30 protein-coding genes are annotated in these 24,436 nt (G+C 35.1%); 25 read left to right on the forward strand and 5 right to left on the reverse strand.

Going from position 1 to position 24,436, the window contains the following annotated elements; all coding sequences use genetic code 11:
- Nucleotides 1–90: 90 nt before the first annotated feature.
- The gene (prli42, locus tag ACFOY7_RS14515; protein WP_390252817.1) at nucleotides 91–192 is read right to left on the reverse strand and encodes a stressosome-associated protein Prli42; all 102 of its coding nucleotides are present in this window, start codon (nucleotides 190–192) and stop codon (nucleotides 91–93) included.
- Nucleotides 193–292: 100 nt separating this feature from the next.
- Here prli42 and ACFOY7_RS14520 point away from each other — a divergent pair, with 100 nt between their 5' ends.
- Both ACFOY7_RS14520 and ACFOY7_RS14525 read left to right on the forward strand, forming a co-directional pair.
- Nucleotides 293–1,411 carry a M20/M25/M40 family metallo-hydrolase gene (locus tag ACFOY7_RS14520; protein WP_390252819.1) on the forward strand — a complete coding sequence of 373 codons (1,119 nt, stop codon included), beginning with the start codon at nucleotides 293–295 and terminating at the stop codon, nucleotides 1,409–1,411.
- Between the two features lie 17 nt (nucleotides 1,412–1,428).
- A complete protein-coding gene (locus tag ACFOY7_RS14525; protein WP_390252820.1) occupies nucleotides 1,429–2,517 on the forward strand; it encodes a DNA polymerase IV in 1,089 nt (362 codons plus the stop codon).
- 19 nt (nucleotides 2,518–2,536) lie between these two features.
- Here ACFOY7_RS14525 and rnz read toward each other — a convergent pair whose 3' ends face one another.
- Complete coding sequence (gene rnz / locus ACFOY7_RS14530) at nucleotides 2,537–3,451, reverse strand: ribonuclease Z (protein ID WP_390252821.1); 915 nt, start codon at nucleotides 3,449–3,451, stop codon at nucleotides 2,537–2,539.
- An 18-nt stretch (nucleotides 3,452–3,469) separates the two neighbouring features.
- Nucleotides 3,470–4,213: a glycerophosphodiester phosphodiesterase gene (locus ACFOY7_RS14535; RefSeq protein WP_390252823.1), complete on the reverse strand. Its 744-nt coding sequence runs from the start codon at nucleotides 4,211–4,213 to the stop codon at nucleotides 3,470–3,472.
- Between the two features lie 193 nt (nucleotides 4,214–4,406).
- Here ACFOY7_RS14535 and ACFOY7_RS14540 point away from each other — a divergent pair, with 193 nt between their 5' ends.
- Both ACFOY7_RS14540 and ACFOY7_RS14545 read left to right on the forward strand, forming a co-directional pair.
- A complete protein-coding gene (locus ACFOY7_RS14540) occupies nucleotides 4,407–5,198 on the forward strand; it encodes an SDR family NAD(P)-dependent oxidoreductase (protein ID WP_390252824.1) in 792 nt (263 codons plus the stop codon).
- Nucleotides 5,199–5,211: 13 nt separating this feature from the next.
- Nucleotides 5,212–5,529 carry an iron-sulfur cluster biosynthesis family protein gene (locus ACFOY7_RS14545; protein WP_390252825.1) on the forward strand — a complete coding sequence of 106 codons (318 nt, stop codon included), beginning with the start codon at nucleotides 5,212–5,214 and terminating at the stop codon, nucleotides 5,527–5,529.
- 91 nt (nucleotides 5,530–5,620) lie between these two features.
- Here the strand turns inward: ACFOY7_RS14545 and ACFOY7_RS14550 are convergent, their stop codons facing one another.
- Nucleotides 5,621–6,535: an aldo/keto reductase gene (locus tag ACFOY7_RS14550; RefSeq protein WP_390252826.1), complete on the reverse strand. Its 915-nt coding sequence runs from the start codon at nucleotides 6,533–6,535 to the stop codon at nucleotides 5,621–5,623.
- 90 nt (nucleotides 6,536–6,625) lie between these two features.
- On the opposite strand from ACFOY7_RS14550, the gene ACFOY7_RS14555 reads away from it, so the two are divergent.
- The 19 genes from ACFOY7_RS14555 (at nucleotide 6,626) to ACFOY7_RS14645 (ending at nucleotide 22,591) form a co-directional block, all read left to right on the forward strand.
- Nucleotides 6,626–7,171: an NUDIX hydrolase gene (locus tag ACFOY7_RS14555; RefSeq protein WP_390254114.1), complete on the forward strand. Its 546-nt coding sequence runs from the start codon at nucleotides 6,626–6,628 to the stop codon at nucleotides 7,169–7,171.
- A gap of 2 nt (nucleotides 7,172–7,173) precedes the next feature.
- A complete protein-coding gene (locus ACFOY7_RS14560) occupies nucleotides 7,174–8,331 on the forward strand; it encodes an endonuclease Q family protein (protein WP_390252827.1) in 1,158 nt (385 codons plus the stop codon).
- An 82-nt stretch (nucleotides 8,332–8,413) separates the two neighbouring features.
- Nucleotides 8,414–9,052 (forward strand): stage II sporulation protein M, encoded by a 639-nt coding sequence (gene spoIIM / locus ACFOY7_RS14565; RefSeq protein ID WP_390252828.1) that lies wholly within the window; start codon nucleotides 8,414–8,416, stop codon nucleotides 9,050–9,052.
- Nucleotides 9,053–9,159: 107 nt separating this feature from the next.
- Complete coding sequence (fur, locus tag ACFOY7_RS14570; RefSeq protein WP_390252829.1) at nucleotides 9,160–9,609, forward strand: ferric iron uptake transcriptional regulator; 450 nt, start codon at nucleotides 9,160–9,162, stop codon at nucleotides 9,607–9,609.
- Between the two features lie 70 nt (nucleotides 9,610–9,679).
- Nucleotides 9,680–9,898, forward strand: a complete 219-nt coding sequence (locus ACFOY7_RS14575; RefSeq protein ID WP_390252830.1) for a DUF4227 family protein — start codon at nucleotides 9,680–9,682, stop codon at nucleotides 9,896–9,898.
- 11 nt (nucleotides 9,899–9,909) lie between these two features.
- Nucleotides 9,910–10,794, forward strand: a complete 885-nt coding sequence (xerD, locus tag ACFOY7_RS14580; RefSeq protein WP_390254116.1) for a site-specific tyrosine recombinase XerD — start codon at nucleotides 9,910–9,912, stop codon at nucleotides 10,792–10,794.
- A 129-nt stretch (nucleotides 10,795–10,923) separates the two neighbouring features.
- Nucleotides 10,924–12,096: a phosphopentomutase gene (deoB, locus tag ACFOY7_RS14585; protein WP_390252831.1), complete on the forward strand. Its 1,173-nt coding sequence runs from the start codon at nucleotides 10,924–10,926 to the stop codon at nucleotides 12,094–12,096.
- Between the two features lie 12 nt (nucleotides 12,097–12,108).
- A complete protein-coding gene (locus ACFOY7_RS14590) occupies nucleotides 12,109–12,930 on the forward strand; it encodes a purine-nucleoside phosphorylase (protein ID WP_390252832.1) in 822 nt (273 codons plus the stop codon).
- A 22-nt stretch (nucleotides 12,931–12,952) separates the two neighbouring features.
- On the forward strand, nucleotides 12,953–14,254 hold the full coding sequence (locus tag ACFOY7_RS14595; protein WP_390252833.1) for a pyrimidine-nucleoside phosphorylase: 1,302 nt from the start codon (nucleotides 12,953–12,955) through the stop codon (nucleotides 14,252–14,254).
- Between the two features lie 107 nt (nucleotides 14,255–14,361).
- A complete protein-coding gene (locus tag ACFOY7_RS14600; protein WP_390252834.1) occupies nucleotides 14,362–15,555 on the forward strand; it encodes a D-alanyl-D-alanine carboxypeptidase family protein in 1,194 nt (397 codons plus the stop codon).
- 102 nt (nucleotides 15,556–15,657) lie between these two features.
- Nucleotides 15,658–16,011 carry an anti-sigma F factor antagonist gene (gene spoIIAA / locus ACFOY7_RS14605; protein WP_390252835.1) on the forward strand — a complete coding sequence of 118 codons (354 nt, stop codon included), beginning with the start codon at nucleotides 15,658–15,660 and terminating at the stop codon, nucleotides 16,009–16,011.
- Nucleotides 16,008–16,448 (forward strand): anti-sigma F factor, encoded by a 441-nt coding sequence (gene spoIIAB, locus ACFOY7_RS14610; protein ID WP_390252836.1) that lies wholly within the window; start codon nucleotides 16,008–16,010, stop codon nucleotides 16,446–16,448. The genes spoIIAA and spoIIAB overlap by 4 nt, the downstream gene beginning before the upstream one ends.
- A 9-nt stretch (nucleotides 16,449–16,457) precedes the next feature.
- Entirely contained in the window at nucleotides 16,458–17,201 is a 744-nt protein-coding gene (sigF, locus tag ACFOY7_RS14615) for an RNA polymerase sporulation sigma factor SigF (protein ID WP_390252837.1), read from the forward strand.
- A gap of 200 nt (nucleotides 17,202–17,401) precedes the next feature.
- Nucleotides 17,402–18,013: a stage V sporulation protein AA gene (locus tag ACFOY7_RS14620; RefSeq protein WP_390252838.1), complete on the forward strand. Its 612-nt coding sequence runs from the start codon at nucleotides 17,402–17,404 to the stop codon at nucleotides 18,011–18,013.
- Nucleotides 18,006–18,443, forward strand: coding sequence for a stage V sporulation protein AB (locus ACFOY7_RS14625; protein ID WP_390252839.1), 438 nt, complete (start codon nucleotides 18,006–18,008; stop codon nucleotides 18,441–18,443). Before ACFOY7_RS14620 ends, ACFOY7_RS14625 begins: the two co-directional genes overlap by 8 nt.
- Before the next feature lie 24 nt (nucleotides 18,444–18,467).
- Nucleotides 18,468–19,937, forward strand: a complete 1,470-nt coding sequence (locus ACFOY7_RS14630; RefSeq protein ID WP_390252840.1) for a spore germination protein — start codon at nucleotides 18,468–18,470, stop codon at nucleotides 19,935–19,937.
- A gap of 246 nt (nucleotides 19,938–20,183) precedes the next feature.
- Nucleotides 20,184–21,488: a diaminopimelate decarboxylase gene (lysA, locus tag ACFOY7_RS14635; RefSeq protein WP_390252841.1), complete on the forward strand. Its 1,305-nt coding sequence runs from the start codon at nucleotides 20,184–20,186 to the stop codon at nucleotides 21,486–21,488.
- Nucleotides 21,489–21,490: 2 nt separating this feature from the next.
- Nucleotides 21,491–21,925 (forward strand): peptidylprolyl isomerase, encoded by a 435-nt coding sequence (locus ACFOY7_RS14640; protein ID WP_390252842.1) that lies wholly within the window; start codon nucleotides 21,491–21,493, stop codon nucleotides 21,923–21,925.
- Nucleotides 21,926–22,237: 312 nt separating this feature from the next.
- Nucleotides 22,238–22,591: a GNAT family N-acetyltransferase gene (locus ACFOY7_RS14645; RefSeq protein WP_390252843.1), complete on the forward strand. Its 354-nt coding sequence runs from the start codon at nucleotides 22,238–22,240 to the stop codon at nucleotides 22,589–22,591.
- Between the two features lie 214 nt (nucleotides 22,592–22,805).
- Here ACFOY7_RS14645 and ACFOY7_RS14650 read toward each other — a convergent pair whose 3' ends face one another.
- A complete protein-coding gene (locus ACFOY7_RS14650) occupies nucleotides 22,806–22,892 on the reverse strand; it encodes a YjcZ family sporulation protein (RefSeq protein WP_390254118.1) in 87 nt (28 codons plus the stop codon).
- Between the two features lie 168 nt (nucleotides 22,893–23,060).
- Between ACFOY7_RS14650 and ACFOY7_RS14655 the strand changes: the two genes are divergently transcribed.
- Both ACFOY7_RS14655 and scpB read left to right on the forward strand, forming a co-directional pair.
- A complete protein-coding gene (locus ACFOY7_RS14655; RefSeq protein ID WP_390252844.1) occupies nucleotides 23,061–23,786 on the forward strand; it encodes a segregation/condensation protein A in 726 nt (241 codons plus the stop codon).
- Between the two features lie 31 nt (nucleotides 23,787–23,817).
- The gene (scpB, locus tag ACFOY7_RS14660) at nucleotides 23,818–24,399 is read left to right on the forward strand and encodes an SMC-Scp complex subunit ScpB (RefSeq protein ID WP_390252845.1); all 582 of its coding nucleotides are present in this window, start codon (nucleotides 23,818–23,820) and stop codon (nucleotides 24,397–24,399) included.
- Nucleotides 24,400–24,436 lie beyond the last annotated feature (37 nt).

Raw genomic sequence — 24,436 nt, forward strand, 5'->3', positions numbered from 1 at the left:
ATACTTCTTATAGGAGAAAGAACCGTCTATTATAATCTGGGCGGATAAAAAGGAATCAACATCCATATGATGTTGATTCCTTTTCACAATTTAGATGAATGAAGCTAGTCCCATTGTTAGAGTGGATAATATCATTGCGATAATCATAATATATACAATTAATTTAATTCGTTTTTCGCGTTTTGATGCCATGCAGGTAGCCTCCTTTAACAACATTACTATCATTTATTTTACATGGTATTTATCCAAACGACAAGTAAATAATAAGGAAATTTGTATCGGAGGAAAGATAATGGTTAGAACAGAAAGAGTTATTCAACAGTTTATGGAATTAGTCAAAATTGATTCGGAGACACAATATGAGAGAGAGATCGCCAACTATTTACTCCGATTCTTTAAAAAAAGTGGGTTAACTGTTTTAGAAGATAATACCGCTAAACATACAAATCATGAGGCAGGCAATATTCTTGCACACTATCCTGGAAATACGAAGAAAGAATCAATTTATTTCACATGCCATATGGACACGGTAACACCGGGGAAGGCAATTAAACCACGTATTCAAAACGGCTTTATATGCTCAGATGGAACAACAATTTTAGGGGCAGACGACAAGGCAGGTATTGCCGCAATAATGGAAGCTATCCAATTATTAAATGAAAAACAAATGGAGCATGGGGACATTTACTTTCTAATTACAAGTGGAGAAGAGTCTGGATTAGTTGGCTCACGCTACTTTAATGAAAAATCTTTACCGGTTAAATATGGTTACGCCTTAGATAGTGATGGAGAAGTTGGACAGATTATAACCAAAGCACCCTCTCAAGTGAAACTCTATGCCACGATATACGGAAAGGCAGCGCATGCCGGTGTAAGTCCGGAGAAGGGGATTTCAGCAATTAGTTTAACAGCAAAAGCTATAACCAACATGCCGCTTGGAAGAATCGATGAAGAGACTACTGCAAATATTGGAAGCTTTGAAGGAAAAGGCCCTACAAATGTAGTGTGTGAACAAGTATTATTGATAGCAGAAGCTAGGTCATTATCCAAAGATAAATTAGATAAGCAAGTAAAGGCCATGACAAAAGCTCTGGAAACAACTGCAGAATCGATGGGTGGAAATGTTGATATAAAAACAGAAGTAATGTATCCATCCTATTGTTTTAATGAGGAAGACCAAGTAGTAAAAACGGCTATCCGTGCTGTGAGAAATATGGGAATTGAACCAGCCACAGCAACTAGCGGTGGGGGCAGTGATGCTAATCATTTATCCGGAAAGGGAATACCCACAATAAATTTAGCAATTGGTTATGAAAATATTCACACAACGAGCGAAAGAATATCCACTGACCAATTAGTGAAAATTCCGGAACTCATAATAGAAATAGTAAAAGAAGTAGAAAGTATATAACGAAGAAGTGAGAGAGTATGAATAAGTGGTATCCAAAAAATGGCTATGTTATTTTCCATGTAGATATGAATAGTTTTTATGCATCTGTTGAAATAGCGGATAATCCTGAACTTAAAGGGAAGCCGGTAGCCATAGCTGGAAATCCTGATGAACGAAAAGGAATTATTGTAACATGCAGCTATGAGGCCAGAGCATATGGGGTAAAAACTACGATGTCTTTATGGGAAGCCAGGAAGTTATGTCCGAGCCTTGTTGTATTAAGACCTAATTTCCCAAGATACAGAGAAGTTTCACAAGAAATATTTAAATTATTAGAGACATACACTCCATATGTGGAACCTGTCTCCATAGATGAGGCATTCATGGATATTACAACATGCAGTCATTTAGGGAGTCCTATTGAACTTGCAGTATCAATACAGAATAAGCTTCTGGAGCAAATGAACTTACCATGCAGTATTGGAATTGCGCCAAATAAATTTCTAGCTAAAATGGGTTCTGATATGAAAAAGCCAAATGGAATAACCATTCTTAGAAAAAGAGACATTTATTCGAAATTATGGCCACTTCCTATTGAGGAAATGTATGGGGTGGGAAAGAAATCAGCAGCGAAATTAAGGAAACATGTGATAAATAACATTGGTGATATTGCAAAAGCTGATTCCCAATTGCTGAAAACCTTACTAGGTGTTAATGGTGAAAAATTAAAATCAAGGGCATTGGGTAATGACCCTAGGCCTGTGGATCCGGAACAAGCGGAATCATTTAAAAGTATAGGAAGTTCAACCACATTTCCAAAAGATATCGTAGATTATGAAGAACTGATTATTAAATTGAATGATCTCGCCCAAAATGTTGCAACAAGGCTGGAGCGAAAAGATGCAGTTGGAGATACTGTTCAGTTGATGATCAGGTACTATGATCGGAAAACTATTACAAGAAGAATGAAGCTTTCCACATACATTTATTCGAAAGACGATATCTTTTATTATAGTGAAATGTTATTAAATCAGCACTGGAATGGTGCAGCTATTCGGTTACTGGGAATTACTATACAAGATGCAAAAAAGAAAGAAGATGTCACATATCAACTAAGCTTGTTCTAAAAAAAGACTATACCTGGTTTTATACATCAAACCAGGTATAGTCTTTTGCAATTACACTATTTGGAAAAATTAAAGTTGCTTCACCTAGTAGTGATTCGATCTCATCTTCCTGAAATCTAGCAGAAATATGTGTCAAAATAAGTTTTTTCACTTTCGCTTTTTTTGCTAACGAAGCTGCCTGAGCGGTTGTTGAATGGTAATAATCCTTTGCTAGACCACTTTGATTAGCTGAAAAAGTTGCCTCATGAACGAGAACATCTGCATTCTCTGCTAGGAAAAAATGATCTTTCTTATACCGTGTGTCACCAAAAATAGCTACGATTTTACCTCGCTTAGGTTCCCCGATAAATGGAGCTGTTTCCAGGACTTCTCCATTAGGTAAAGTAACTGCCGGTTGCGCTTTTATTTGTTGATAAATGGGGCCAGGCTGGATGTTGTGTTCTTTTAGTTTGTCCACAAGTAAAGCTCCAGGTAAATCCTTTTCCATAATGCGATACCCGTAACTAAGTATGCCGTGATCAAGTGCTTGGGCGGTTACCTTAAACCGGCTGTCTTCATATATTAATCCATCTCTTGTTTCTATAAATTCTAATGGATAGGTCAATCTGGTTTGGCTAATTTGCAAACTTGTCCTGACAAACTGTTCGATACCTGGCGGTCCGCAGATAGTAACCGGATCTGTCCCGCCTTGAAAGGAGCGGCTGCTCAGAAATCCAGGTAATCCATAAATATGATCACCATGTAAGTGGGTAATGAAGATTTTCGTCACTTTCCTTGGTTTAATGTTAGTATTTAATATTTGGTGCTGGGTTGCTTCACCACAATCAAACATCCACATCTCTTGATTCTCTTGTAATAAGTCTAAAATAATTGATGTGACATTTCTCTCTTTGCTGGGTAAACCTGCCCCTGTCCCTAAAAAAACCACTTTCATGTAGATGTTGCCACTCCTTCATTTGTCTATCTGACCTAATCTATTTCTCACTGATATTGCTAAATCCGGTACGTCAGTAAACAGGGCATAGCAGTTGTTCCTCATTACTCTCGCGATTGAGAATGGTTGATTAACAGTGTAAACAGCAGTATATAAATTATTCTCAATTGCTCTCTCTACCAATCTTTTTGATAAGAGTCGATAACGGATATGCAAACCTTTCACACCTAACTCTTTCCCTAATTCAACTAATTCTCTAGAACGTCTGCTCGTTAAGAAAGCTGTTGGTATACTGTATTTCAGCTTACTGATTTTTTTCAGGCTCTTACTATTAAATGTAGATATTACTGAATTATTATCCATATTATATTCTTTTATTTTCTCACAAACTATTTTTTCTATGTTGGGATATTCAATCAAATTATTTTTCAATTCTATATTCAGTTTTAATTGTTTCATTTGATTCCATGCTAATAAATCATCAAGTGTGGGGATTATTGTCTTGCGAAAGGTCGCCGAATGCCAAGACCCTGCATCAAATTTCTTTAATTCGTCGTATGTATAATCCTGGACGAATCCAATTCCATTCGTAGTACGGCGTAATGTTTCATCATGAATTAGTACTGGTATATTATCTTTAGTTAGTTGTACATCTGTTTCAATCCCATCTGCACCTAATTCATAAGCAATTTCAAATGCTGGCATGGTATTTTCAGGAGCTTTCTTGCTGGCCCCTCTATGGGCATATATGATTGTATTCACAGTGTTTCCCCCATCCTTTATTTGCAAAACTTCCCTAAAGAACAATATATTCTTTTATTTTGCTTGATTTCTGTAAACATGTCAAATTGATTTCTTATTCCATTCATAGTATGCAATTTTTTTAAATGTATTAATAAACATTAAGATTCGCCTAGCATCCTTTTGAGTGATACAATGAATATGGTGATGTTAAATGAATGAAATAAAAGGGAAAATAGTGTTAATAACTGGAGCTTCTTCAGGTATTGGTAAAGCAATTACAAAGGAAATAGCTAGCAATGGGGCGATTCCCATTATGCTTGCCAGATCTGGTGATGTACTTCAATCATTACAAAATGAAATAAGAGAAGAATATAAGCAGGAATCGTATTTTTTTACTGTAGATTTAACAGACCGAAAACAAGTGGATATAGTTATAGATGAAATAATTAGCTCAGTGCCAAAAGTTGACGCGATAATAAATAATGCTGGTTTCGGAATCTTTCAATTATTTGAGAAAATGGATTGGGAACAGACAGAACGGATGCTCTTATTAAACATAAATAGTTTAATGTATCTGAGTTATCGCTTTCTGCCAGTTTTGAAACTGCAAGAAGATGCACATATTGTTAATATTGCCTCACAAGCTGGCAGAATAGCAACACCTAAATCTGCGGTCTACTCTGCAACCAAAGCCGCTGTCATTAGCTTTAGCAATGCCCTTAGAATGGAGCTTGCTAACACAAAAGTAAATGTAACAACTGTTAATATCGGACCAGTTAAAACAGCTTTTTTTGAACAGGCAGATCCCTCAGGGAAGTATCAAAATAGTGTGGCACGTTATATGCTGGATCCGATTAAAGTAGCGATTAAGATTCGTCGGGCATTATTTACAAATAAACGTGAAATAAACTTGCCTATCTGGATGCATGCAGGATCAATCTTATATCAAATCGCCCCTAAATGGATGGAAAGAATGTTGCGAAATCAATTCGAGAAAAAATGAGGAGGTATTACTAGTGGAATTAACAATAACTAAGCAAGCACTGGATGAATTACAAGAATATAGAAAAGATAATCAGCAATATCTGGCCCTAACCTATGATACAGAAGGATGCGGTTGTGGTGTAAATGGTATGCCAACAATTAAGTGGAAAAAAGAGGAGGGTACCGATTATATATCGATAACATGTGAGCAACTTCCAGTACTGGTGCATTACCAGCAAAAAGTTTTTTTCGCTAAAAACATGACGTTGGAATTTAATGGTCAGACATTTCGATTAACAAGCCCTGAAGGTGTGTTAAATCCAATTATACCGACTACAGTTCTGCAATAACCAAAACTGGAAGTAACTGTCCGTAAGTCCACCAAATTATTTCCAAACGTTAAGAGGGGATCTTACATTCTCCCCTCTAACTGGTTTACCATTATCGGTGTTGAGTATAATTATATTGTTTAATTAGTTGTTTCACTTTAGAAATTTGCTCAGATTCAAAACGTTGAGAAAGTGCATTTAGATTATCACTTAATTGTTCTGTTGAGCTTGCACCTGCTACGACAGATGCCACCGGATCCTCTGCTAGTACATAAGCTATAGCTAGTCCATTAAGAGTTTGGCCTTCTTCTAATAAATGTCCCAATTGGTTTACGTCATTATACAGATCACTCTGGCTATGATCTAAATACCCACTTTTTGCTTTATTTTCAATGATAGAAGATGCTTGAGAACTTAACATACCTTTAGCTAAAGTGCCCCTTGTAACAACACTAATTTCATTCCTTTTCAAAAGGCTTAATACTTCTTCTTCAGGACGGCGGTCAAAAATACTGTATTGCATCATTACACTTATTATATTAGATTTGTTAACATATTCTTTAATTACGTTTGGCCGAATTGAAGATATACCGTAATAACGGATGATGCCTTCTCTCACTAAATCCTCAAAAGCTTCGATTGTTTCATCAATCGGATCTTCGATTGTTCCGCCATGGAGCTGATATAAATCGATATAATCTGTTTGCAATTTCCGCAAGCTGTTTTTCACTTGTTCTTTTATATAGGCCTTTGATGGGTCCCAATACCAACTGCCATCTTCTTTTAAATGGTTACCAACCTTTGTTGCTAGTATAATATCTTTTCTCTTATCTTTAATTACTTTACCAACTATTTCTTCATTCATTCCTTGATCATACAAATCAGCTGTGTCTAAGTAATTAATCCCTTTATGGGTTGCAAGGTCAATGATCTTTTGTGCCTCTTTTACATCTGTTCCAAGCGACATACAGCCTAATGAGAGTTGAGAAACATTTAAATCAGATTTCCCCAGTTTGTTATAAATCATAATAAACTCCTTTCCTTCCAATGATCATTTCATTTCAATTGTATATATTCTTAAAAAGAAATACAATTAATGTAGATGAAAGGATGAAGAATAATGAATTTTGAAGAGAAAACGATTCGTAGTAAAAAGATTTATAATGGAAGAATAATAAATCTTCAGCTAGATGAAGTAACTTTGCCAAACGGGAAAACATCTACCCGAGAAATCATAAAGCATCCTGGAGCTGTGGCAATTATTGCAGTTACAGAGAATAATAAGATAATTTTTGTGAAACAATATCGAAAAGCGTTAGAAAAAGAATTAGTTGAGATTCCTGCAGGTAAGTTAGAAGAAGGTGAATCTCCAGAGGTCACGGCTATTCGGGAACTAGAGGAGGAAACAGGATTTACAACAGATGTTTTAAAGTATGTCACATCATTCTATACCTCTCCGGGATTTGCCGATGAAATTATCTATTTATATGAAACGACAAATTTAAAAAAACTAGGAGAAAAGAAAGCTTTAGATGAAGATGAATTTGTAGAATTAATGGAACTTTCTATCACCGAGGCTGAAAAATTAATGGAAAGCGAACATATTCACGATGCAAAAACAGCTTTTGCAATCCAATATATAAAGAGTAAAGGTATGAAATAAGAATGGGACAATTTTTTGCGGACTTGCATATTCATGTTGGCAGGAATAAATACGGTAAACCTGTAAAAATAACTGGGGCAAAAACACTAACGATAACAAATATTCTAAAAGAAGCATCTGATCGAAAAGGGATGCATGTGGTTGGAGTGATTGATTGTCATGCACCAACTGTTTTAGAAGAAATAGAGGACAACATTGTCAAAGGATTAGCAGCAGAACAGAAGGATGGTGGGATCAGGTATAAAAATACTACGTTATTTCTAGGTAGTGAAATTGAAATATATGATAGCAACTGCCATGGTCCTATTCATGTGTTATGTTATTTGCCGAAGATGGAGGCAATGAGACAATTTTCAGCTTGGTTAAGCCAACATATGAAAAATATTGAATTAAGTTCCCAGCGGTTTTACGGGACAGCAGCAGAATTACAAGCAAAAGTAAAACAGCTAGAAGGGATTTTCATACCTGCTCACATATTTACTCCATTTAAAAGCATGTTTGGTAAAGGGGTTAAACAGTCGCTACGGGAAGTGTTTGATCCGGACTTAATTGATGGTGTAGAATTAGGGCTTAGTTCTGATACATATATGGCCGACCAAATAAAAGAGCTTCATGATTATTCTTTTCTAACAAATTCTGATGCCCATTCCCTTGCTAAGATTGGAAGAGAGTATCAATTAATTCAAATGGATGAACCTACTTTTTTAGAATGGAAAAACGTTCTACAACAGAAAAACAACCGCAAGATTATGGCGAATTACGGCATGCACCCTAAATTAGGAAAGTATTATGCCACTGTGTGTAAGAATTGCTTAACACCTATTACCGCACCACCATGTGAGAGTTGCGGTTCCACGAGTATAATCAAAGGGGTGTCTGATCGAATAAATGAATTAGCAAACGATAGTAAATGTTCAGTCGAACGTCCACCGTACATTTATCAGGTGCCATTGGAATATATTCCAGGTTTGGGCAAGAAGACGATTGAAAAACTATTGGATCACTTTCAGAATGAGATGAACATAATACACTATGTTCCACAAGTCCATCTAACAGAAGTAGCAGGAGAACAAATAGCCCAATCTATTATGAATATTAGAAATGGTATTGTTCAAATAGAGCAAGGTGGCGGCGGCAAATATGGTAAATGGTTAAGTTAAAAAAAGAGAAAATGAAACAGTTCTATTTCTATCATCCTGTTCATAGATTTAAGTGAGAATATGAATAGAGGATGTGAAGGTTATGCCTAAAAAAAGAAATATAATTGTGAATCATTTAAATCAATATTATACCATTTATATTTTTACTGTTATTTTATTTTTAACTGGCATTATATTTGGTGCTATTATTGTAAACAGTATGTCATTCATTCAAAAGCAAGACTTATACTTTTATTTAGAAAATTTCTTTCTGAATTTTCTCCATGATGACAATATAGTGCAAACGGATTTATTTAAAAATGCCATGCTTTACCACATACAGTTTTTGGCATTGCTTTTCTTCCTTGGTTTAGCAGTTATTGGACTTCCGATAATTTGGGTTTTATTATTTGTAAAAGGGGTTGCTGTCGGCTTTACAGTAGGCTATTTTGTTAACCAGCTTGGTTTAAAAGGATTAATGTTATCCTTTTCTTCTATTGCAGCACAGAATATGGTAATCATTCCTATATATATTATTGCTAGTGCTTTTGCAATGATATTCTCCTTTACATTATTGCAGAGTATATTTTCTAAGAGATACAAAATACCTGTAATACAAGTATTTTATCGGTATATTGGATTATTCTTTATTCTAACTGTAGGAGCGACAATTGCTGCGGGACTTGAAAGTGTAATCTCTTACAAATCAATGCAGATGATTTCTGATTATTTTATTAAATAATAATAAATTTAAATTAGTAATTAATACATTTTATCTTTTTATAATTATTTTAATTGACACCTATCCATTCGATAATTATAATTGGGAATGTGAGGGAGGTCTTACACATGGAACACCGCTTAGACCGGATTAAGAAGGAATTGCATGCGCAAAGCTACAAATTAACGCCGCAAAGAGAGGCGACAGTAAGGGTACTTCTGGAAAGAGAAGAAGACCATTTAAGTGCTGAAGACGTATATTTATTAGTTAAAGAAAAAGCGCCAGAAATTGGCTTAGCGACTGTTTATAGGACTTTAGAATTACTGACGGAATTAAAAGTAGTCGATAAAATAAATTTTGGTGATGGTGTTTCAAGATATGACCTTCGGAAAGAAGGCGCAAAACACTTCCATCATCACTTGGTTTGTACAGAATGCGGTTCTGTTGAGGAAATTATGGACGATTTGCTAGAGGAAGTAGAAGAAATTGTCCAAAAAGATTGGGGTTTTCTTGTGAAAGACCATCGATTAACTTTCCATGGTATTTGTCGAAAATGTCAGATTAAAGAAGAAAATTGATAGGTATATTTTCTCTATTTTTTGGCATAAATTCTAATAGAATAATAATTTCTATTAGGAGAATGTTATGATGCAAACAATTTTTCGGGCAATATATGAGATTGGCAAAGTCTTTATCATTTTTGTACTTTGTACCTTTTTATTCTATTATGTTATAAAGGCATTGCACCAGGAATATGAAAAATTAGATCGGTATGATGTACCGCAAGGCAGTGCAGTCAAAGTTTTTCATCAAGAAGATAATGACTTGTGGGAACGTTTAAATATTTTCTTTCGATTGGGTGAATAGTCATGGATGACATGCAATATGCAATGGAAGATTTCTTTCATTATTTACAAATTGAACGAGGATTGTCTTCCAATACAATTCAAGCATATAAAAGGGATTTAAAGCAATATTATATTTTTCTGAAGCAGAGAGAAATAGTTAAATGGGAAAGTGTCTCAAGGCATGATATATTGCAATTCTTATACCAATTAAATGATCTAGGTAAATCTAGTGCGACTTTAGCCAGGGTGTTATCAACAATAAGATTGTTTCATCCTTTTTTGATGAGAGAATATCAGATTCCAGAAGACCCCAGTATACATATTGAAACACCTAAAACCAATCGTAAATTACCAAAGGTTCTATCTATCGGGGAAGTTGATCGCTTACTAACTTTTAATGACGGGGATAAATTCTCGCTAAGAAACAAAGCAATGCTTGAAACAATGTATGCGACTGGATTGCGTGTAACCGAACTAATTGATTTAACTTTAGCTGATTTGCATTTATCAATGGGCTTTGTCCGCTGCTTCGGTAAAGGTTCTAAAGAGAGAATAGTGCCATTGGGAGATGTAGCTAAAGATTCAATTGAGCAGTATTTAGAGCGGAGCAGACCTAAATTCGTTAAACAAAAGAAAACAGAACAAGTATTTGTAAATCACCATGGCAGTGCTCTTTCCAGACAAGGATTTTGGAAAAATATTAAGCAAATTGCAAAAGATGCTGGGATTGAAAAGGAGATATCGCCACATACATTGAGACATTCTTTTGCCACACATTTATTAGAAAATGGTGCAGATTTAAGGGCTGTGCAAGAAATGCTCGGCCATGCTGATATATCCACAACACAAATATATACACATGTATCGAAGTCAAGACTTAAGGATATTTATAAAGCTCATCATCCTAGAGCTTGAGCAGCCACGATAAAAAGCGTGGTTTTTTCTATTTTATCAAAAAGAGACTAGAACCAGTACTCTAAAAGAATGCAATATTTTGGCTTATTCGGTTATGATAAAGGGTAATGATGGACAGGAGGGATTTATATGGCTTTTAAGCGTATTTTTTTAATTGTATTAGATTCAGTCGGGATTGGTGAGGCGCCAGATGCCGATAAATTTAATGATAAAGGTGCAGATACTTTAGGGCATATAGCAGAATATCGCAATGGACTGAAAATGCCTAATTTAGGCGCTTTAGGTTTAAGCAATATTCGTGAAATTAAAGGTATTGAGAAAAGTGAGCAGCCATTAGCATACTACACGAAAATGGAAGAAGCCTCGAATGGTAAGGATACTATGACAGGCCATTGGGAAATTATGGGATTACATATTGATACACCATTTCGGACATTTGAAAAGTTCCCAGATGAACTGATCCAGGATCTTGAAGAAAGAACTGGTCGTAAAGTAATTGGAAATAAACCTGCATCAGGTACAGAGATTATTAAAGAATTAGGGAACGAACATATGAAAACTGGAAGCTTAATTGTATATACATCTGCAGATTCTGTTCTTCAGATTGCAGCACATGAAGACATTGTGCCAATTGATGAGCTTTATAACATTTGTGAAATAGCTAGAGAATTAACTCTTGATGAAAAATATATGATAGGACGGGTGATCGCAAGACCTTTTGTTGGGGAACCAGGTGCTTTTGAAAGAACCTCTAACCGCCATGACTATGCATTAAAGCCTTTTGGTCATACAGTTATGAACGAATTAAAGGATGCTGGATTAGATGTTATTGCACTAGGTAAAATAACAGATATATACGATGGGGAAGGTGTAACGAAAGCAATTCGAACAAAAGACAATGATGATGGTATGCAAAAATTTATTGACTCTATGGATCAGGACTTTCATGGATTAAACTTTCTTAACCTTGTGGACTTTGATGCAAAATATGGACATAGAAGGGATCCGGATGGTTATGCTGATGCGTTAGAAAGTTTTGATCAGAGATTGCCGGAAATGTTGGAGAGATTAACAGAAAGTGACCTGCTTATATTAACTGCAGATCATGGGAATGATCCTACTCATCATGGAACTGACCATACTAGAGAATATGTACCATTATTATTGTATTATAAAGGAGCAAATGGTAAGGAACTGCCTATTAGAAAAACATTTGCTGATATTGGTGCGACTATTGCAGAAAATTTCAAAGTGGATCTTCCTAAACATGGAACAAGTTTCCTTAGGGATCTTTATAAATAAAGGAGTGTCAAAATGAATCACAGTCAAATAGAGGAGTCTATTCAATATATTAAGGAGAAAGTTAATAATGTGCCTGAGACTGGTCTTATTTTAGGCTCCGGTCTTGGTGTACTGGCTGAAGAATTAACTGAAACAACAGCCATTGAGTATAAAGATATACCTCATTTCCCCGTCTCGACAGTGGAAGGACACCATGGGAGATTGGTCTTCGGGAAACTGGAGGACGTAAATGTTGTAGTAATGCAGGGGCGTTTTCATTATTATGAGGGTTATTCCATGGAACAGGTAACATTCCCGGTCCGGGTGTTTCAATTATTAGGAATCAATCATTTGATTGTAACAAATGCTGCAGGTGGAATTAATGAAAAGTTTTCAGCTGGTGACCTAATGATTATTACAGACCATATTAACAATTTAGGAACAAACCCTTTAATAGGACATAACGATAAGGCACTTGGTGAAAGGTTCCCTGATATGTCAAAAGCGTATGACGAACAATTAATAGGAATAGCAAAGCGATGTGCAAATCAGCTGAATATTTCCATTAAGGAAGGTGTTTACATTGCTAATTCAGGACCTTCCTATGAAACACCGGCAGAAGTTAGAATGTTACGGTTATTAGGTGGGGATGCTGTAGGAATGTCAACTGTTCCAGAAGTAATTGTTGCTAACCATGCGAAAATGAATGTTCTTGGAATATCGTGTATTTCTAATATGGCTGCAGGTATTCTCGATCAACCTCTTAGCCATCAGGAAGTAATGGAAACAACAGAAAAAGTCAAGGAAGATTTCATTCGTCTAGTTCGAGAAATTATTAAGAATATGCCTCATTAATTATTGTAAAGGGTGGATTATAATGCGAATGGTAGATCTGATAGCCAAAAAAAGAAACGGAAATGTATTGTCAGAGGAAGAAATAAAGTTTTTTATCGAAAATTACATGGCAGAGAATATTCCAGACTATCAAATATCAGCATTAATGATGTCGATATATTTTCAAGGCATGAATCAGGAAGAGACAGCTTATTTGACGAAATATATGGTTGAATCAGGTGAAATAATTGATTTATCAGCAATTAAAGGACACAAGGTTGATAAGCATTCGACTGGTGGAGTTGGTGACAAAACAACATTTATTGTGGCGCCATTAGTTGCAGCAGCGGGAATTCCAGTAGCTAAAATGTCAGGACGCGGATTAGGACATACTGGTGGGACAATTGATAAACTTGAATCAATACCGGGTTTTAAAGTAGAACTAACAAATGAGCAGTTTATTTATAATGTAAATAAATTTAAGCTATCTGTCGTTGGGCAGACTGGTAATTTAGCACCTGCAGATAAGAAGTTGTATGCATTGAGAGACGTAACGGCTACTGTTGACTCAATCCCATTAATAGCCAGTTCAATCATGAGTAAAAAAATTGCTTCAGGTGCGGATAGTATCGTTTTAGATGTGAAGACTGGATCTGGGGCTTTCATGAAGACATTAGAAGATTCGAAAAAGTTAGCACGAGAAATGGTAACAATAGGTAAACAATTAAATCGAAATACTATTGCAGTAATTAGTGATATGAATCAACCATTAGGATATGAGATCGGTAATGCGAATGAAGTGAAAGAGGCTGTCAAAGTCTTACAAGGTGAACGAATAGAAGATTTAAGAGAACTAGCAATAGAATTAGCGGCACATATGACCATATTGGCAGGAATATATCCTGATTATAATAAAGCTACATTTGAATTGTCACGCATAATCGATGAAGGGAAAGCTTTCGAAGCATTTAAAAATTTTATAAAAGCCCAAAATGGGGATATTTCCGTTATCGAAGATTATGATAAATTACCGACATCTTCCTATCATGTGGAGGTAACTTCAACAGCAAGAGGTTATATACATCAAATGGATGCAGAGACTGTCGGAATTGCAGCAATGCATTTAGGTGCTGGAAGAGCAACGAAGGATGATTCAATTAATCATGGAGTTGGGATCACGTTACACAAGAAGATCGGTGATATAGTAAAAGAGAATGAAGTAATTGCAACACTCCACACAGATAAACAGGAGAATCATGAAATAACGAAGCTGCTCCGAAGTGCTTTTACGATTAATGAGCAACCAATTAAGAGAAATAGGATGATTTATGATGTAATTAAATAAGTCATAGGAAGAAAGATGATTTCCATTTGGAAATCATCTTTTTTTGTTATAAATTTAGCTTATTTTGGTAAAAATAGATATTGTTAATAATCGGAGGTGTTTGAGAGTTGAATAAATTAAAGAGTTGGTTAAAAATTATCATTTGCTTTTCCATAATTTTCAGTACAAGTATTGGGGGGGAGTTGTTTGCAACACATCATGAACCAGTTAATGAATCAGGTTCATTAGATTTAGCAGAAAACTCTAAATCCGCCATACTAATTGAACGGGATACAGGAGAAGTATTATTTGAAAAGAATGCAACAGAAGTTCTTCCCCCTGCAAGCATGACTAAGATTATGACAATGTTATTAATTATGGAAGAACTGGAGAATGGGAATATGTCTCTTTCTGAAAAGGTTAGAGTCAGTGAAAAAGCTGCCTCCATGGGAGGGTCGCAAATCTTCCTGGAAGCTGGAGAGGAAATGACAGTTGATGATTTATTAAAAGGTATTGCGGTTGCTTCAGGCAATGATGCTTCCGTTGCATTAGCTGAAAGAGTTGCAGGTAGTGAAGAAGCATTTGTAGAGATGATGAATCAAAAAGCGAAAGAGCTGAAATTGAAAAATACTTTATTTCAAAATACTACAGGCTTACCTGCCGAAAATCATTACAGTACGGCGGAAGATATGGCTTTAATGGCGAAAGAACTTTTAAAATATGACGACATCACAACATATACAAGTATTTATGAGGACTACCTAAGAAAAGGGCAAGATAATGAATTTTGGTTGGTCAACACCAATAAATTAGTGAAGTTTTACGAAGGTGTTGATGGACTGAAAACGGGTTTTACCAATGAAGCGAAGTATTGTTTGACTGCAACTGCAGAAAAAGATGGAATGCGAGTTATTGCAGTGGTAATGGGAGCAGATACGACTAAAAATCGTAACAGTGATATTAGTTCAATGCTAGATTATGCTTACAGTAAGTACACAACAAAATCTCTATTTGAAAAAAATCAAAAAGTTACAAGTTTTGAATGGCTGAAAGCAGAAAATTCAAAAGTAGATGTAGTTACAAATGATTCTATTTCCATTTTGCATAAAAAAGGGGAAGATTTAACGAATATTGAAACAGATGTAAAAATAGATCAGAATATTAAATTGCCTTTAAAAAAGGGCACTTCTGTTGGCAAACTGTTAATTAAAAAAGATGACCAACTAATTAGTGAAACAGAGTTAGTGATAAAAGAAGATATGGAAAAATCCGGTATTTTTCAATTAGTTGGAAGAATACTTGGATCATTTTTAAGTAAATAATCGCAAGAAATAAATCGATTTAATTCTACTTTTGTCATGTAGAAGGATTACCTGATGGTTATATAGAAATAAAGATTATTATAAACTTTGGGAGGGATTAGTTTGCAATTAGTATCAGAATTTATTGCAATGGAGAATGTATTAATTGTTCGGTTAGAAGGAGAGCTGGATCACCATTCTGCTGCAAGACTAAAAATAGAATGGCAAGAACAGATTCAGAAGCATCAAACAAAGCATATAGTTTTGAATTTATCCAATCTTCATTTTATGGATAGTTCCGGTTTAGGCGTAGTTCTTGGGAGGTATAAAGAAGTTCAGCAACTAGGGGGAGAAATGGTAGTCTGTTCGATTTCGCCTTCTGTTAAAAGATTATTTGAAATGTCAGGGTTATTTAAGATCGTTAGGTTAGAGCAAGATGAAGCTTTTGCTTTATTGACTTTGGGGGTGGCATCATGAATAATTCAATGCAATTACAATTTAAAAGTATTAGTGAAAATGAAGCCTTCGCGAGGGTTACTGTTGCTGCGTTCGTATCGCAGATTGATCCAACAATGGATGAATTAACAGAAATTAAAACTGTTGTATCGGAAGCAGTTACGAATGCAATCATTCATGGGTATGACGAAGATCCTGATCAAACCGTTTATATAGAATGTGAAATAACTGATAGCACACTCTCCATTACAATTGAGGATAATGGAATCGGTATCGATAATATTGATTTAGCAAAAGAACCACTGTTCACATCGAAACCTGAATTAGAAAGATCAGGGATGGGTTTTACCATTATGGAGAACTTTATGGACAAAGTGAATGTTCATTCAGAACCTGGCATTGGAACCAAAGTAACAATGATAAAAGATTTTCAGACAAGCAAAAGTTTTTGTAATTAGGTGATGCCAATGACAAAAATACAAAATGCGCAGACATTGGATGATAAAGATGTCAAACGATACATTGAATTAAGTCAACAAGGGGATGAATCAGCCAGAACCATTTTAGTTGAAAAAAACATCCGCTTAGTCTGGTCTGTAGTTCAGCGGTTTTTAAACAGAGGTTATGATCAAGATGATCTATTTCAAATTGGTTGTATTGGATTATTGAAATCAATTGATAAATTTGATCTCACATATGATGTAAAGTTTTCCACATATGCCGTACCAATGATTATTGGTGAAATACAACGTTTTATCAGAGATGACGGTACTGTGAAGGTAAGTCGATCTTTAAAGGAAATTGGTAACAAAATTAGAAGAGCAACGGATGAGTTAACAAAGGAGTTAGGAAGGGTACCAACTATTCAGGAGATTGCGATTAAACTAGAAATAAGTCCAGAGGAAATTATCCATGCCCAAGAAGCGACGAAAAAACCGCAATCGATACATGAAACAGTATTTGAAAATGATGGTGATCCTATCACATTACTCGATCAGATTGCAGACTCAAACAACAACTGGTTTGATAAAATGACAATGGAACAATTAATCAATGATCTTGATCAAAGAGAAAGACTGATTGTTTACTTAAGGTATTATAAAGATCAAACACAAACAGAAGTTGCCAACCGATTAGGTATCTCCCAAGTTCAAGTATCAAGGATTGAGAAGAAAATACTGGAGAAAATGAAAGAAGAAATGTTGAATTAATAGCTTTGATTAAAGATATTTTACAAAAAGATGTAAGAGTATCGAATGATCATATCATTTGATACTTTTTTTATATTTAATTTCATGTATTCGCTTTGAATTAATCGTTGTTTCAATATAAGGAAGGAACATTGCAGGTCTGTATAAATTAATTAGATATTTACATACTAAAAACAAGAAAGAATAGGAGGTAGGAAAGAATGGAAGAGAAGATTTACCTTCGCCTTAAGAAGAAAATAGCCGTTAATCCAAACCATCTCTTGAAATTATCTGATATTGCTTATATAACCGGAAATATTAGTGGCTTATCTAGATTAAATGAATTAGAGATATACCAAATTACCGATAAGGACAAAAACGTATCAGTTATTGATGGCTTTCTTTTACTAAAGCAGCTCATCCATGCTTACCCAGCGATTACTTTTGAGTTGATTGGTCCAAATCAAATTATTGTAGAAATAAAGAAGCAAACTAAAAAGGTGAATATTATTGTCCTTACAGCAATTTGGCTGCTTCTGTGTGTTGGATCAGCTATGGCAATTATGAACTTTCATTATGATGTTAGCATGGAGCAAGTTCAACAGAGTTTAGCATATCTGTTAACAGGCGAAAGAGTTAACAAACCCCTACTGATACAGATTCCCTATTCTTTTGGATTGGGATTAGGGATGGTACTTTTTTTCAATCATATCTTTAAGAAGCGATTTAATGAAGAGCCAAGCCCTTTGGAAGTAGAGATGTTTAATTATCAACAGGATTTAGATAATTATTTAATTTATCATGAAAATGTGATAACAAAACGTGATGATTGATGCTATCCGTATTTTTCTCGTAGAAATAGTAATTGGTTTTGGAACAGGAATCATGGTAGGATCTGGCTTTGTTGCATTTCTAACAGTCCTTGGAATTATCCCGAGGCTGGTTCAATTGAGTAAATCTGGTGAATTCCTGCATTCATATCAGGCAAGTGTTATCATCGGTGCCTTACTTGGTACATTTCTTTCTTTTACAAGTATTACATTTAGTTTCCCATCCTTCCTGTTAATATTATGGGGATTATTACATGGAGTCTTTGTAGGAATGTTGGCAGCAGGTTTAACAGAAGTATTAAATGTGTTTCCGATTTTAATGAAGAGGCTAGGCATTGATCGCGAATTACTTTGGTTACTGATGGCAATAGTGATAGGAAAGATTGTAGGGTCAGTTTTCCAATGGACTGTTTTTGTAGATGTTATGGGATAAAAAATATATTCTAAGGGGTTTAATATGAGAAAAAATAAGAAACCAAAATTAATCAGTACACAGATAGAGGAAAATGAAGCATTTCTAAAAACAAAACTAGGTCTGGATGTATCTTTTGATATTGGATTCAGAGAATTAAATATCCTTGAGAAAAAAGTCCAATTATATTATGTGACAGGATTGGTTGATACTAATATAGTAATTGAAGTTATTAAGAAGTTTATGACAGTAAATGACAAAAGTAATAATGAATCCGGTATATATGAAATTTTGGAAAATCGTGTTGTACACCAACAAGTTGATAAAACGGATTCCTTTGAAAAAGCAGTTGATCAATTACTATCAGGTTTGCTTGTAATATTCGTGGACGGGGAGAAAGAGTGTTTTATTGTTGATGTAAGGAGTTACCCGGGGAGGGCACCGGAAGAACCCGATACGGAGAAAGTAGTCAGGGGAGCTAGGGATGGATATACTGAAAATATCATCGAGAATACTGCTTTAACTCGCAGAAGAATAAGGGATGAAAGACTACGGAATGAAATTATGCAAATTGGAGAGCGATCAAAAACGGATGTTTGTATATCATATTTACAAGACGTTGCTGATGATGGACTGATCGCATTAATCAAAGATGAATTAAAGCAAATTGAAGTGGATGGAATTTCTATGGCAGATAAGACTATTGAAGAATATCTAGTCCACCAGGGGATGAACCCTTATCCGTTAGTAAGATATACAGAAAGGCCTGATGTCGCATCAACCCATCTATTAGAAGGTCATGTACTTATCATGGTTGATACTTCACCAAGCATGATCATTATGCCAACGACCTTCTTTCACCATGTTCAACACGCAGAAGAATATCGGGAATCTCCAGCTGTTGGTACTTTTGTCAGGTGGGTACGATTTTTAGGAATTTTTGCTTCGTTATTTCTGCTGCCATTATGGTTGTTATTAGTTTTAGAACCACACCTATTGCCATCCTATTTACAATTTATTGGGCCAAATGAAACGGGTAATATTCCAATTGTTGTTCAGATTTTACTTGCTGATATTGGAATCGAATTTTTAAGAATGGCTGCGATCCATACACCAACCCCGTTATCTACAGCGATGGGTCTAATTGCAGCAGTATTAATTGGAGAAATAGCGATCAAAGTAGGATTGTTCAGCTCAGAAGTTATATTGTATGTAGCGATTAGTGCTATTGGCTCATTTGCTACCCCAAGTTATGAGTTAAGTGTTGCAAACAAGATAACACGTATGGTACTGATTTTGTTAACATTTTTCTTCCACGTTCCCGGTTTTATGATTGGTATGGCATGTTTATTACTATTCTTAACAAATATCCGATCATTACAGACACCGTATTTATGGCCCTTTTTACCATTTAACGGCAAGGCTTTATCGCAGATTTTATTTCGTGTATCCGTTCCATTATCGAAAACCAGACCAAGTATAGTTCATCCGAAAAATAACAGAAAGCAAGTTTAGTATTAATATTAACCTGTCCTAACTTGATAAATGTGAATGTTGTATATTATAATAACTTTTATGTATCAAATATTTTAATTTTTGGGAACATCAACTGATCCCTCTTTCTTTCTCCCGATGTGAAAGGAAAAGGGATTTTATTTTATACGTAAGCAAGTGTAAAATCTCAATGTAGATGTTTATGAAGAGACTTAAACTTGAATCAGCAAAGGAACAAAACATAAACACTGAAGGTAGGGAGAGTAGATGACAAATCGGTTAACTGTAAATGAACAAGGTCATCTTACAATAGGTGGTCTTGATAGTGTAATGCTTGCTGAGAAATACGGCACCCCGTTGTTTGTATATGATGTGGAGAAAATAAGAAACAATGCTAGAGCTTTCGTACGTACATTCGCTAAACATAATGTAAAAGCACAAGTTGCTTATGCGAGTAAGGCATTCTCTTCTATAGCAATGGTACAAGTTGCTAAACAGGAAGAGCTAAGTCTAGATGTTGTTTCCGAAGGGGAATTATATACAGCACTGAAAGCAGGTTTTCCAGTTGACAAAATTCATTTTCATGGGAATAATAAGAATCTGGAAGAATTAAAGATGGCTGTTGAAGCGAAAATTGGATGCATAGTCATTGATAATTTCTATGAGATTGATTTATTAGCTTCAGTACTTGAAGAAAAACATGCAACAATGGATGTATTAATCCGTGTTACTCCAGGAATTGAAGCACACACACATGATTATATTCTGACTGGGAATGAAGATTCCAAGTTCGGCTTTGATTTAACTAACGGTCAGGCAGCTAAAGCGCTGGAAAAAATATTGTCAATTGATTCGATTAAGCTAAAAGGATTACATTGTCATATAGGTTCTCAAATTTTCGAAACAGATGGTTTTGTAATGGCTGTGGAGCGTTTGTTTGAAAAATTAGCTGAATGGAAGGAACAATATCAATTCACTTCGGAAGTACTTAATTTAGGCGGTGGCTTTGGTATTAGGTATACGACTGAGGATGAACCATTACCGCTAGATAAATATGTTGAATCATTAATCGACGAAGTGTCGAAGCAAGTACAAAAAACCGGTCTTGAATTTCCTGAACTTTGGATTGAGCCCGGTCGGTCAATTGTCGGTGATACAGCTACAACTTTGTATACAGTAGGTTCAACGAAAGATATTCCGAATGTAAGAAAATATGTAGCAGTCGATGGTGGAATGACTGATAATTTAAGACCAGCACTATATCAAGCGAAGTATGATGCAGTTATTGCCAATAAAGCAAAACAGCGGAACGAAGAGAAGGTATCCGTTGCAGGTAAATGTTGTGAATCTGGTGATATGTTAATATGGGATATTGACTTGCCTGCAATTGAAGCTAACGATATTATGGCAGTTTTCAGCACAGGAGCATATGGGTATTCCATGTCTAATCATTATAATCGTTTTCCTAAAGCAGCAGTTGTTTTTGTGGAAGATGGTTTAGATAAATTAGTCATTAAAAGAGAAACATATCAAGACGTTATTCAAAATGATTTATCATATGAGGAGGAATAATAATGAAACAAGCAACAATCGATTTTGAAAATGGAGAAAAAATTGTTATCGAACTGTACGAAGAGGCTGCACCAAATACTGTAGCAAATTTTGAAAAATTAGCCAATGATAAATTCTATGATGGAGTAATCTTTCACCGTGTCATTCCAGGTTTTGTTGCACAAGGTGGGGATCCTACCGGGACAGGCATGGGTGGACCTGGTTATACGATTAAATGTGAAACAGAAGGCAACCCGCATAAACATATTGCAGGATCCCTTTCTATGGCCCATGCAGGAAAAGATACAGGCGGAAGTCAGTTCTTTTTAGTACATGAACCACAACCGCATCTGGATGGTGTCCACACAGTGTTTGGACAAGTTATCGAAGGTATGGACACGGTCCTTCGCATAAAACAAGGTGATGCGATGAAGACAGTCAGAGTTACAGAAGTTTAATAAATGAAAAACTACAGATAAATGAGTAACAGTAAAAGATTGACATATTGTTATTGATATACTATTGTAAACAATATAAAGGATACTTTTTGTCATTTGATAAATGAGGTTAGTGAAAATGAGTGAAAAGCGTAAGAATTGGCTACTTTTTGTCATAATATTAATTGTTGCGATCATTTGGGGATGCTACTACTGGTTTGGGATTGCTTTACCAAATACGTAATATTTAATGTAGTAGTAAGTGTAACGACTTCATCGATCAGAACATAGCATAACTATAAATGATAATGCTATGAATAATGAGGGGTAAAAATGTTAATTCGTTATAAGAAAAGGCTTGAAAAAATAGCAATGGGATTGCTGTCATTTATGCCTGATGAGAAAGAAGTAAAAAGGTTACAAGATACCATAAAGGAATATGAAACAAACGACGACTGGCAACTATTTTTATGGAAAGTAGAAGAAGATATTCTCGGTGCAGTAGGTGTAATTGTAGATACAGAAGAACAGCAAGTTTTATTACAACACATCACAGTAGATCCATCGCACCGCAATTTAGGTATTGGAAAACAAATGGTACAGGCAGTGAAAGAATATTATCCATTATTCTTAGTGAAACCAAATGACCATACAGAAAAATTCTTAGACAAATGTAATCATGAATAGGGAAACCATTAGTGAATGCAAGAGAGGAATTGGCCATTTTTGGTAAATTTTTCCGTCTCTCTGCTAATTTATAATTCCGGAGAAACAAAGAAAGAACCTTTGCTGTTGTAGTTTGCAAAGGTTCTTTTCTGTCTTGTACTACCAATATGCCAATCTTCTATCATAATTGACCATTACTGATTCCGGGTAGATATTTAGTACAAGCTATAAAAAATTAAAGCCAAGCTGCACCAACAATAATCAACAAGATAAACAATACAACGATTAAAGCAAATCCACCGCCATAAGAGTAGCCCATCATTAAATTCCTCCTTAAGACATTTGTAATCAATTGAGATAATTGATTTCTCGAAATTAATGTATGCAACTATTATAAAATAGTATGGGCATATATAATAGAAACAGGCTATTTTTGTGTGATTCGTACAAGTAACAACACTTGACATACCAAAACTGGGAGGTTTATGTATTGACAATTCAATATGAGGTTAAATTAGATCAATTTGAAGGCCCGCTGGATTTACTATTACACTTAATAAATAAATATGAAATAGATATATATGATATCCCTGTAGCTGAAATAACAGCACAATATTTGACATACATACACACAATGCAACAGTTAGAACTTAATATTGCAAGTGAGTACTTAGTAATGGCAGCAACTTTATTAGAGATGAAAAGTAAAGTGTTACTGCCTAATCCGACGATTGAAATGGAAGAAGAATACGAAGAGGATCCTCGTGAAGAGTTAATGCGAAGACTAATTGAATACCGAAAATATAAAGAGGCAGCTGAACAATTAAAAGAACGTGAAATGGAACAAAGTCATGTGTTAACAAGGCCGCCAATACATATTGAACGTGAAGAAACGTTCAATGTGCCAGAAGGTGCAGCAGACGTTTTAGACATGATCCAAGCGATGAGTAAGATACTAGAGAGAAGAAAATGGAATCAGCCAATCGAAACAACTGTTCAGAGAAGAGAAATCCCAATTAAAGAAAGAATGTCAGAGATTATCGACTTAGTTTCAGATAAAAAAACTGGAATATCATTTTATCAATTGTTTCCTCAACAATCAAAGTCATATCTTGTAGCAACTTTTATCGCTGTATTAGAATTAATGAAATTGAACGAAATTTATTGTATTCAAGAGGACCATTTTGATGATCTGATTATTTTTAAACAGATATAAAGACAATATAATGGAAGGTGAGAAAATAAATATGGATTTATCTGAAATAAAAGCAATTACTGAAGGATTGACTTTCGTGTCAGGGGATGATGGGATTACTAAGAGAGAATTGCAAAAGATTTTGGATTTAGATAAAGATATGCTTGAGCATGTGTTGAATGAATTGAAATTTGATTATGAAAACAGTAGTCGTGGTATGATGCTAGTAGAATCTAAAGGGTCAGTATTTCTAACAACAAAACCAGAGCATAGTGAATATTATTCCGCGCTAACAGAAACAAAATCAATATCTAAATTGTCCCAAGCAGCTTTGGAAACTTTAGCTATTATTGCTTATTTACAACCAATAACACGAACAGAAATTGAACAAATCAGAGGTGTAAAAAGTGAAAGACCTGTTCAAACATTAATTGCCCGGGCATTAATCGAAGAAGTTGGACGTAAAGAAGGAATAGGAAGGCCAATTCTGTTCGGTACTACGCTAGAATTCCTAACTTACTTTGGCTTGAAATCTTTGGAGGATTTGCCTCCATTACCTGATGAGATTGATGAGATGGATGTTGAGACAGAAGCAGATTTGTTCTTTGACCGCTTTCAAGAATTGGAAAATTAATCAAACGAAAGTATACGTTTTTCATGAATATGCTTGT

The sequence above is a fragment of the Gracilibacillus xinjiangensis genome, from assembly GCF_042651765.1.
Lineage (GTDB): Bacteria > Bacillota > Bacilli > Bacillales > Amphibacillaceae > Gracilibacillus > Gracilibacillus xinjiangensis.

What these genes read in the sequence shown, in the direction of transcription:
- prli42 (WP_390252817.1), bottom strand. Translation starts at nt 192, where the DNA reads ATGGCATCAAAACGCGAAAAACGAATTAAATTAATTGTATATATTATG.
- ACFOY7_RS14520 (WP_390252819.1), top strand. Translation starts at nt 293, where the DNA reads ATGGTTAGAACAGAAAGAGTTATTCAACAGTTTATGGAATTAGTCAAA.
- ACFOY7_RS14525 (WP_390252820.1), top strand. Translation starts at nt 1,429, where the DNA reads ATGAATAAGTGGTATCCAAAAAATGGCTATGTTATTTTCCATGTAGAT.
- rnz (WP_390252821.1), bottom strand. Translation starts at nt 3,451, where the DNA reads ATGAAAGTGGTTTTTTTAGGGACAGGGGCAGGTTTACCCAGCAAAGAG.
- ACFOY7_RS14540 (WP_390252824.1), top strand. Translation starts at nt 4,407, where the DNA reads ATGAATGAAATAAAAGGGAAAATAGTGTTAATAACTGGAGCTTCTTCA.
- ACFOY7_RS14550 (WP_390252826.1), bottom strand. Translation starts at nt 6,535, where the DNA reads ATGATTTATAACAAACTGGGGAAATCTGATTTAAATGTTTCTCAACTC.
- ACFOY7_RS14560 (WP_390252827.1), top strand. Translation starts at nt 7,174, where the DNA reads ATGGGACAATTTTTTGCGGACTTGCATATTCATGTTGGCAGGAATAAA.
- spoIIM (WP_390252828.1), top strand. Translation starts at nt 8,414, where the DNA reads ATGCCTAAAAAAAGAAATATAATTGTGAATCATTTAAATCAATATTAT.
- fur (WP_390252829.1), top strand. Translation starts at nt 9,160, where the DNA reads ATGGAACACCGCTTAGACCGGATTAAGAAGGAATTGCATGCGCAAAGC.
- ACFOY7_RS14575 (WP_390252830.1), top strand. Translation starts at nt 9,680, where the DNA reads ATGCAAACAATTTTTCGGGCAATATATGAGATTGGCAAAGTCTTTATC.
- xerD (WP_390254116.1), top strand. Translation starts at nt 9,910, where the DNA reads ATGCAATATGCAATGGAAGATTTCTTTCATTATTTACAAATTGAACGA.
- deoB (WP_390252831.1), top strand. Translation starts at nt 10,924, where the DNA reads ATGGCTTTTAAGCGTATTTTTTTAATTGTATTAGATTCAGTCGGGATT.
- ACFOY7_RS14590 (WP_390252832.1), top strand. Translation starts at nt 12,109, where the DNA reads ATGAATCACAGTCAAATAGAGGAGTCTATTCAATATATTAAGGAGAAA.
- ACFOY7_RS14595 (WP_390252833.1), top strand. Translation starts at nt 12,953, where the DNA reads ATGCGAATGGTAGATCTGATAGCCAAAAAAAGAAACGGAAATGTATTG.
- spoIIAB (WP_390252836.1), top strand. Translation starts at nt 16,008, where the DNA reads ATGAATAATTCAATGCAATTACAATTTAAAAGTATTAGTGAAAATGAA.
- sigF (WP_390252837.1), top strand. Translation starts at nt 16,458, where the DNA reads ATGACAAAAATACAAAATGCGCAGACATTGGATGATAAAGATGTCAAA.
- ACFOY7_RS14620 (WP_390252838.1), top strand. Translation starts at nt 17,402, where the DNA reads ATGGAAGAGAAGATTTACCTTCGCCTTAAGAAGAAAATAGCCGTTAAT.
- ACFOY7_RS14625 (WP_390252839.1), top strand. Translation starts at nt 18,006, where the DNA reads ATGATTGATGCTATCCGTATTTTTCTCGTAGAAATAGTAATTGGTTTT.
- ACFOY7_RS14630 (WP_390252840.1), top strand. Translation starts at nt 18,468, where the DNA reads ATGAGAAAAAATAAGAAACCAAAATTAATCAGTACACAGATAGAGGAA.
- lysA (WP_390252841.1), top strand. Translation starts at nt 20,184, where the DNA reads ATGACAAATCGGTTAACTGTAAATGAACAAGGTCATCTTACAATAGGT.
- ACFOY7_RS14640 (WP_390252842.1), top strand. Translation starts at nt 21,491, where the DNA reads ATGAAACAAGCAACAATCGATTTTGAAAATGGAGAAAAAATTGTTATC.
- ACFOY7_RS14645 (WP_390252843.1), top strand. Translation starts at nt 22,238, where the DNA reads ATGTTAATTCGTTATAAGAAAAGGCTTGAAAAAATAGCAATGGGATTG.
- ACFOY7_RS14650 (WP_390254118.1), bottom strand. Translation starts at nt 22,892, where the DNA reads ATGATGGGCTACTCTTATGGCGGTGGATTTGCTTTAATCGTTGTATTG.
- scpB (WP_390252845.1), top strand. Translation starts at nt 23,818, where the DNA reads ATGGATTTATCTGAAATAAAAGCAATTACTGAAGGATTGACTTTCGTG.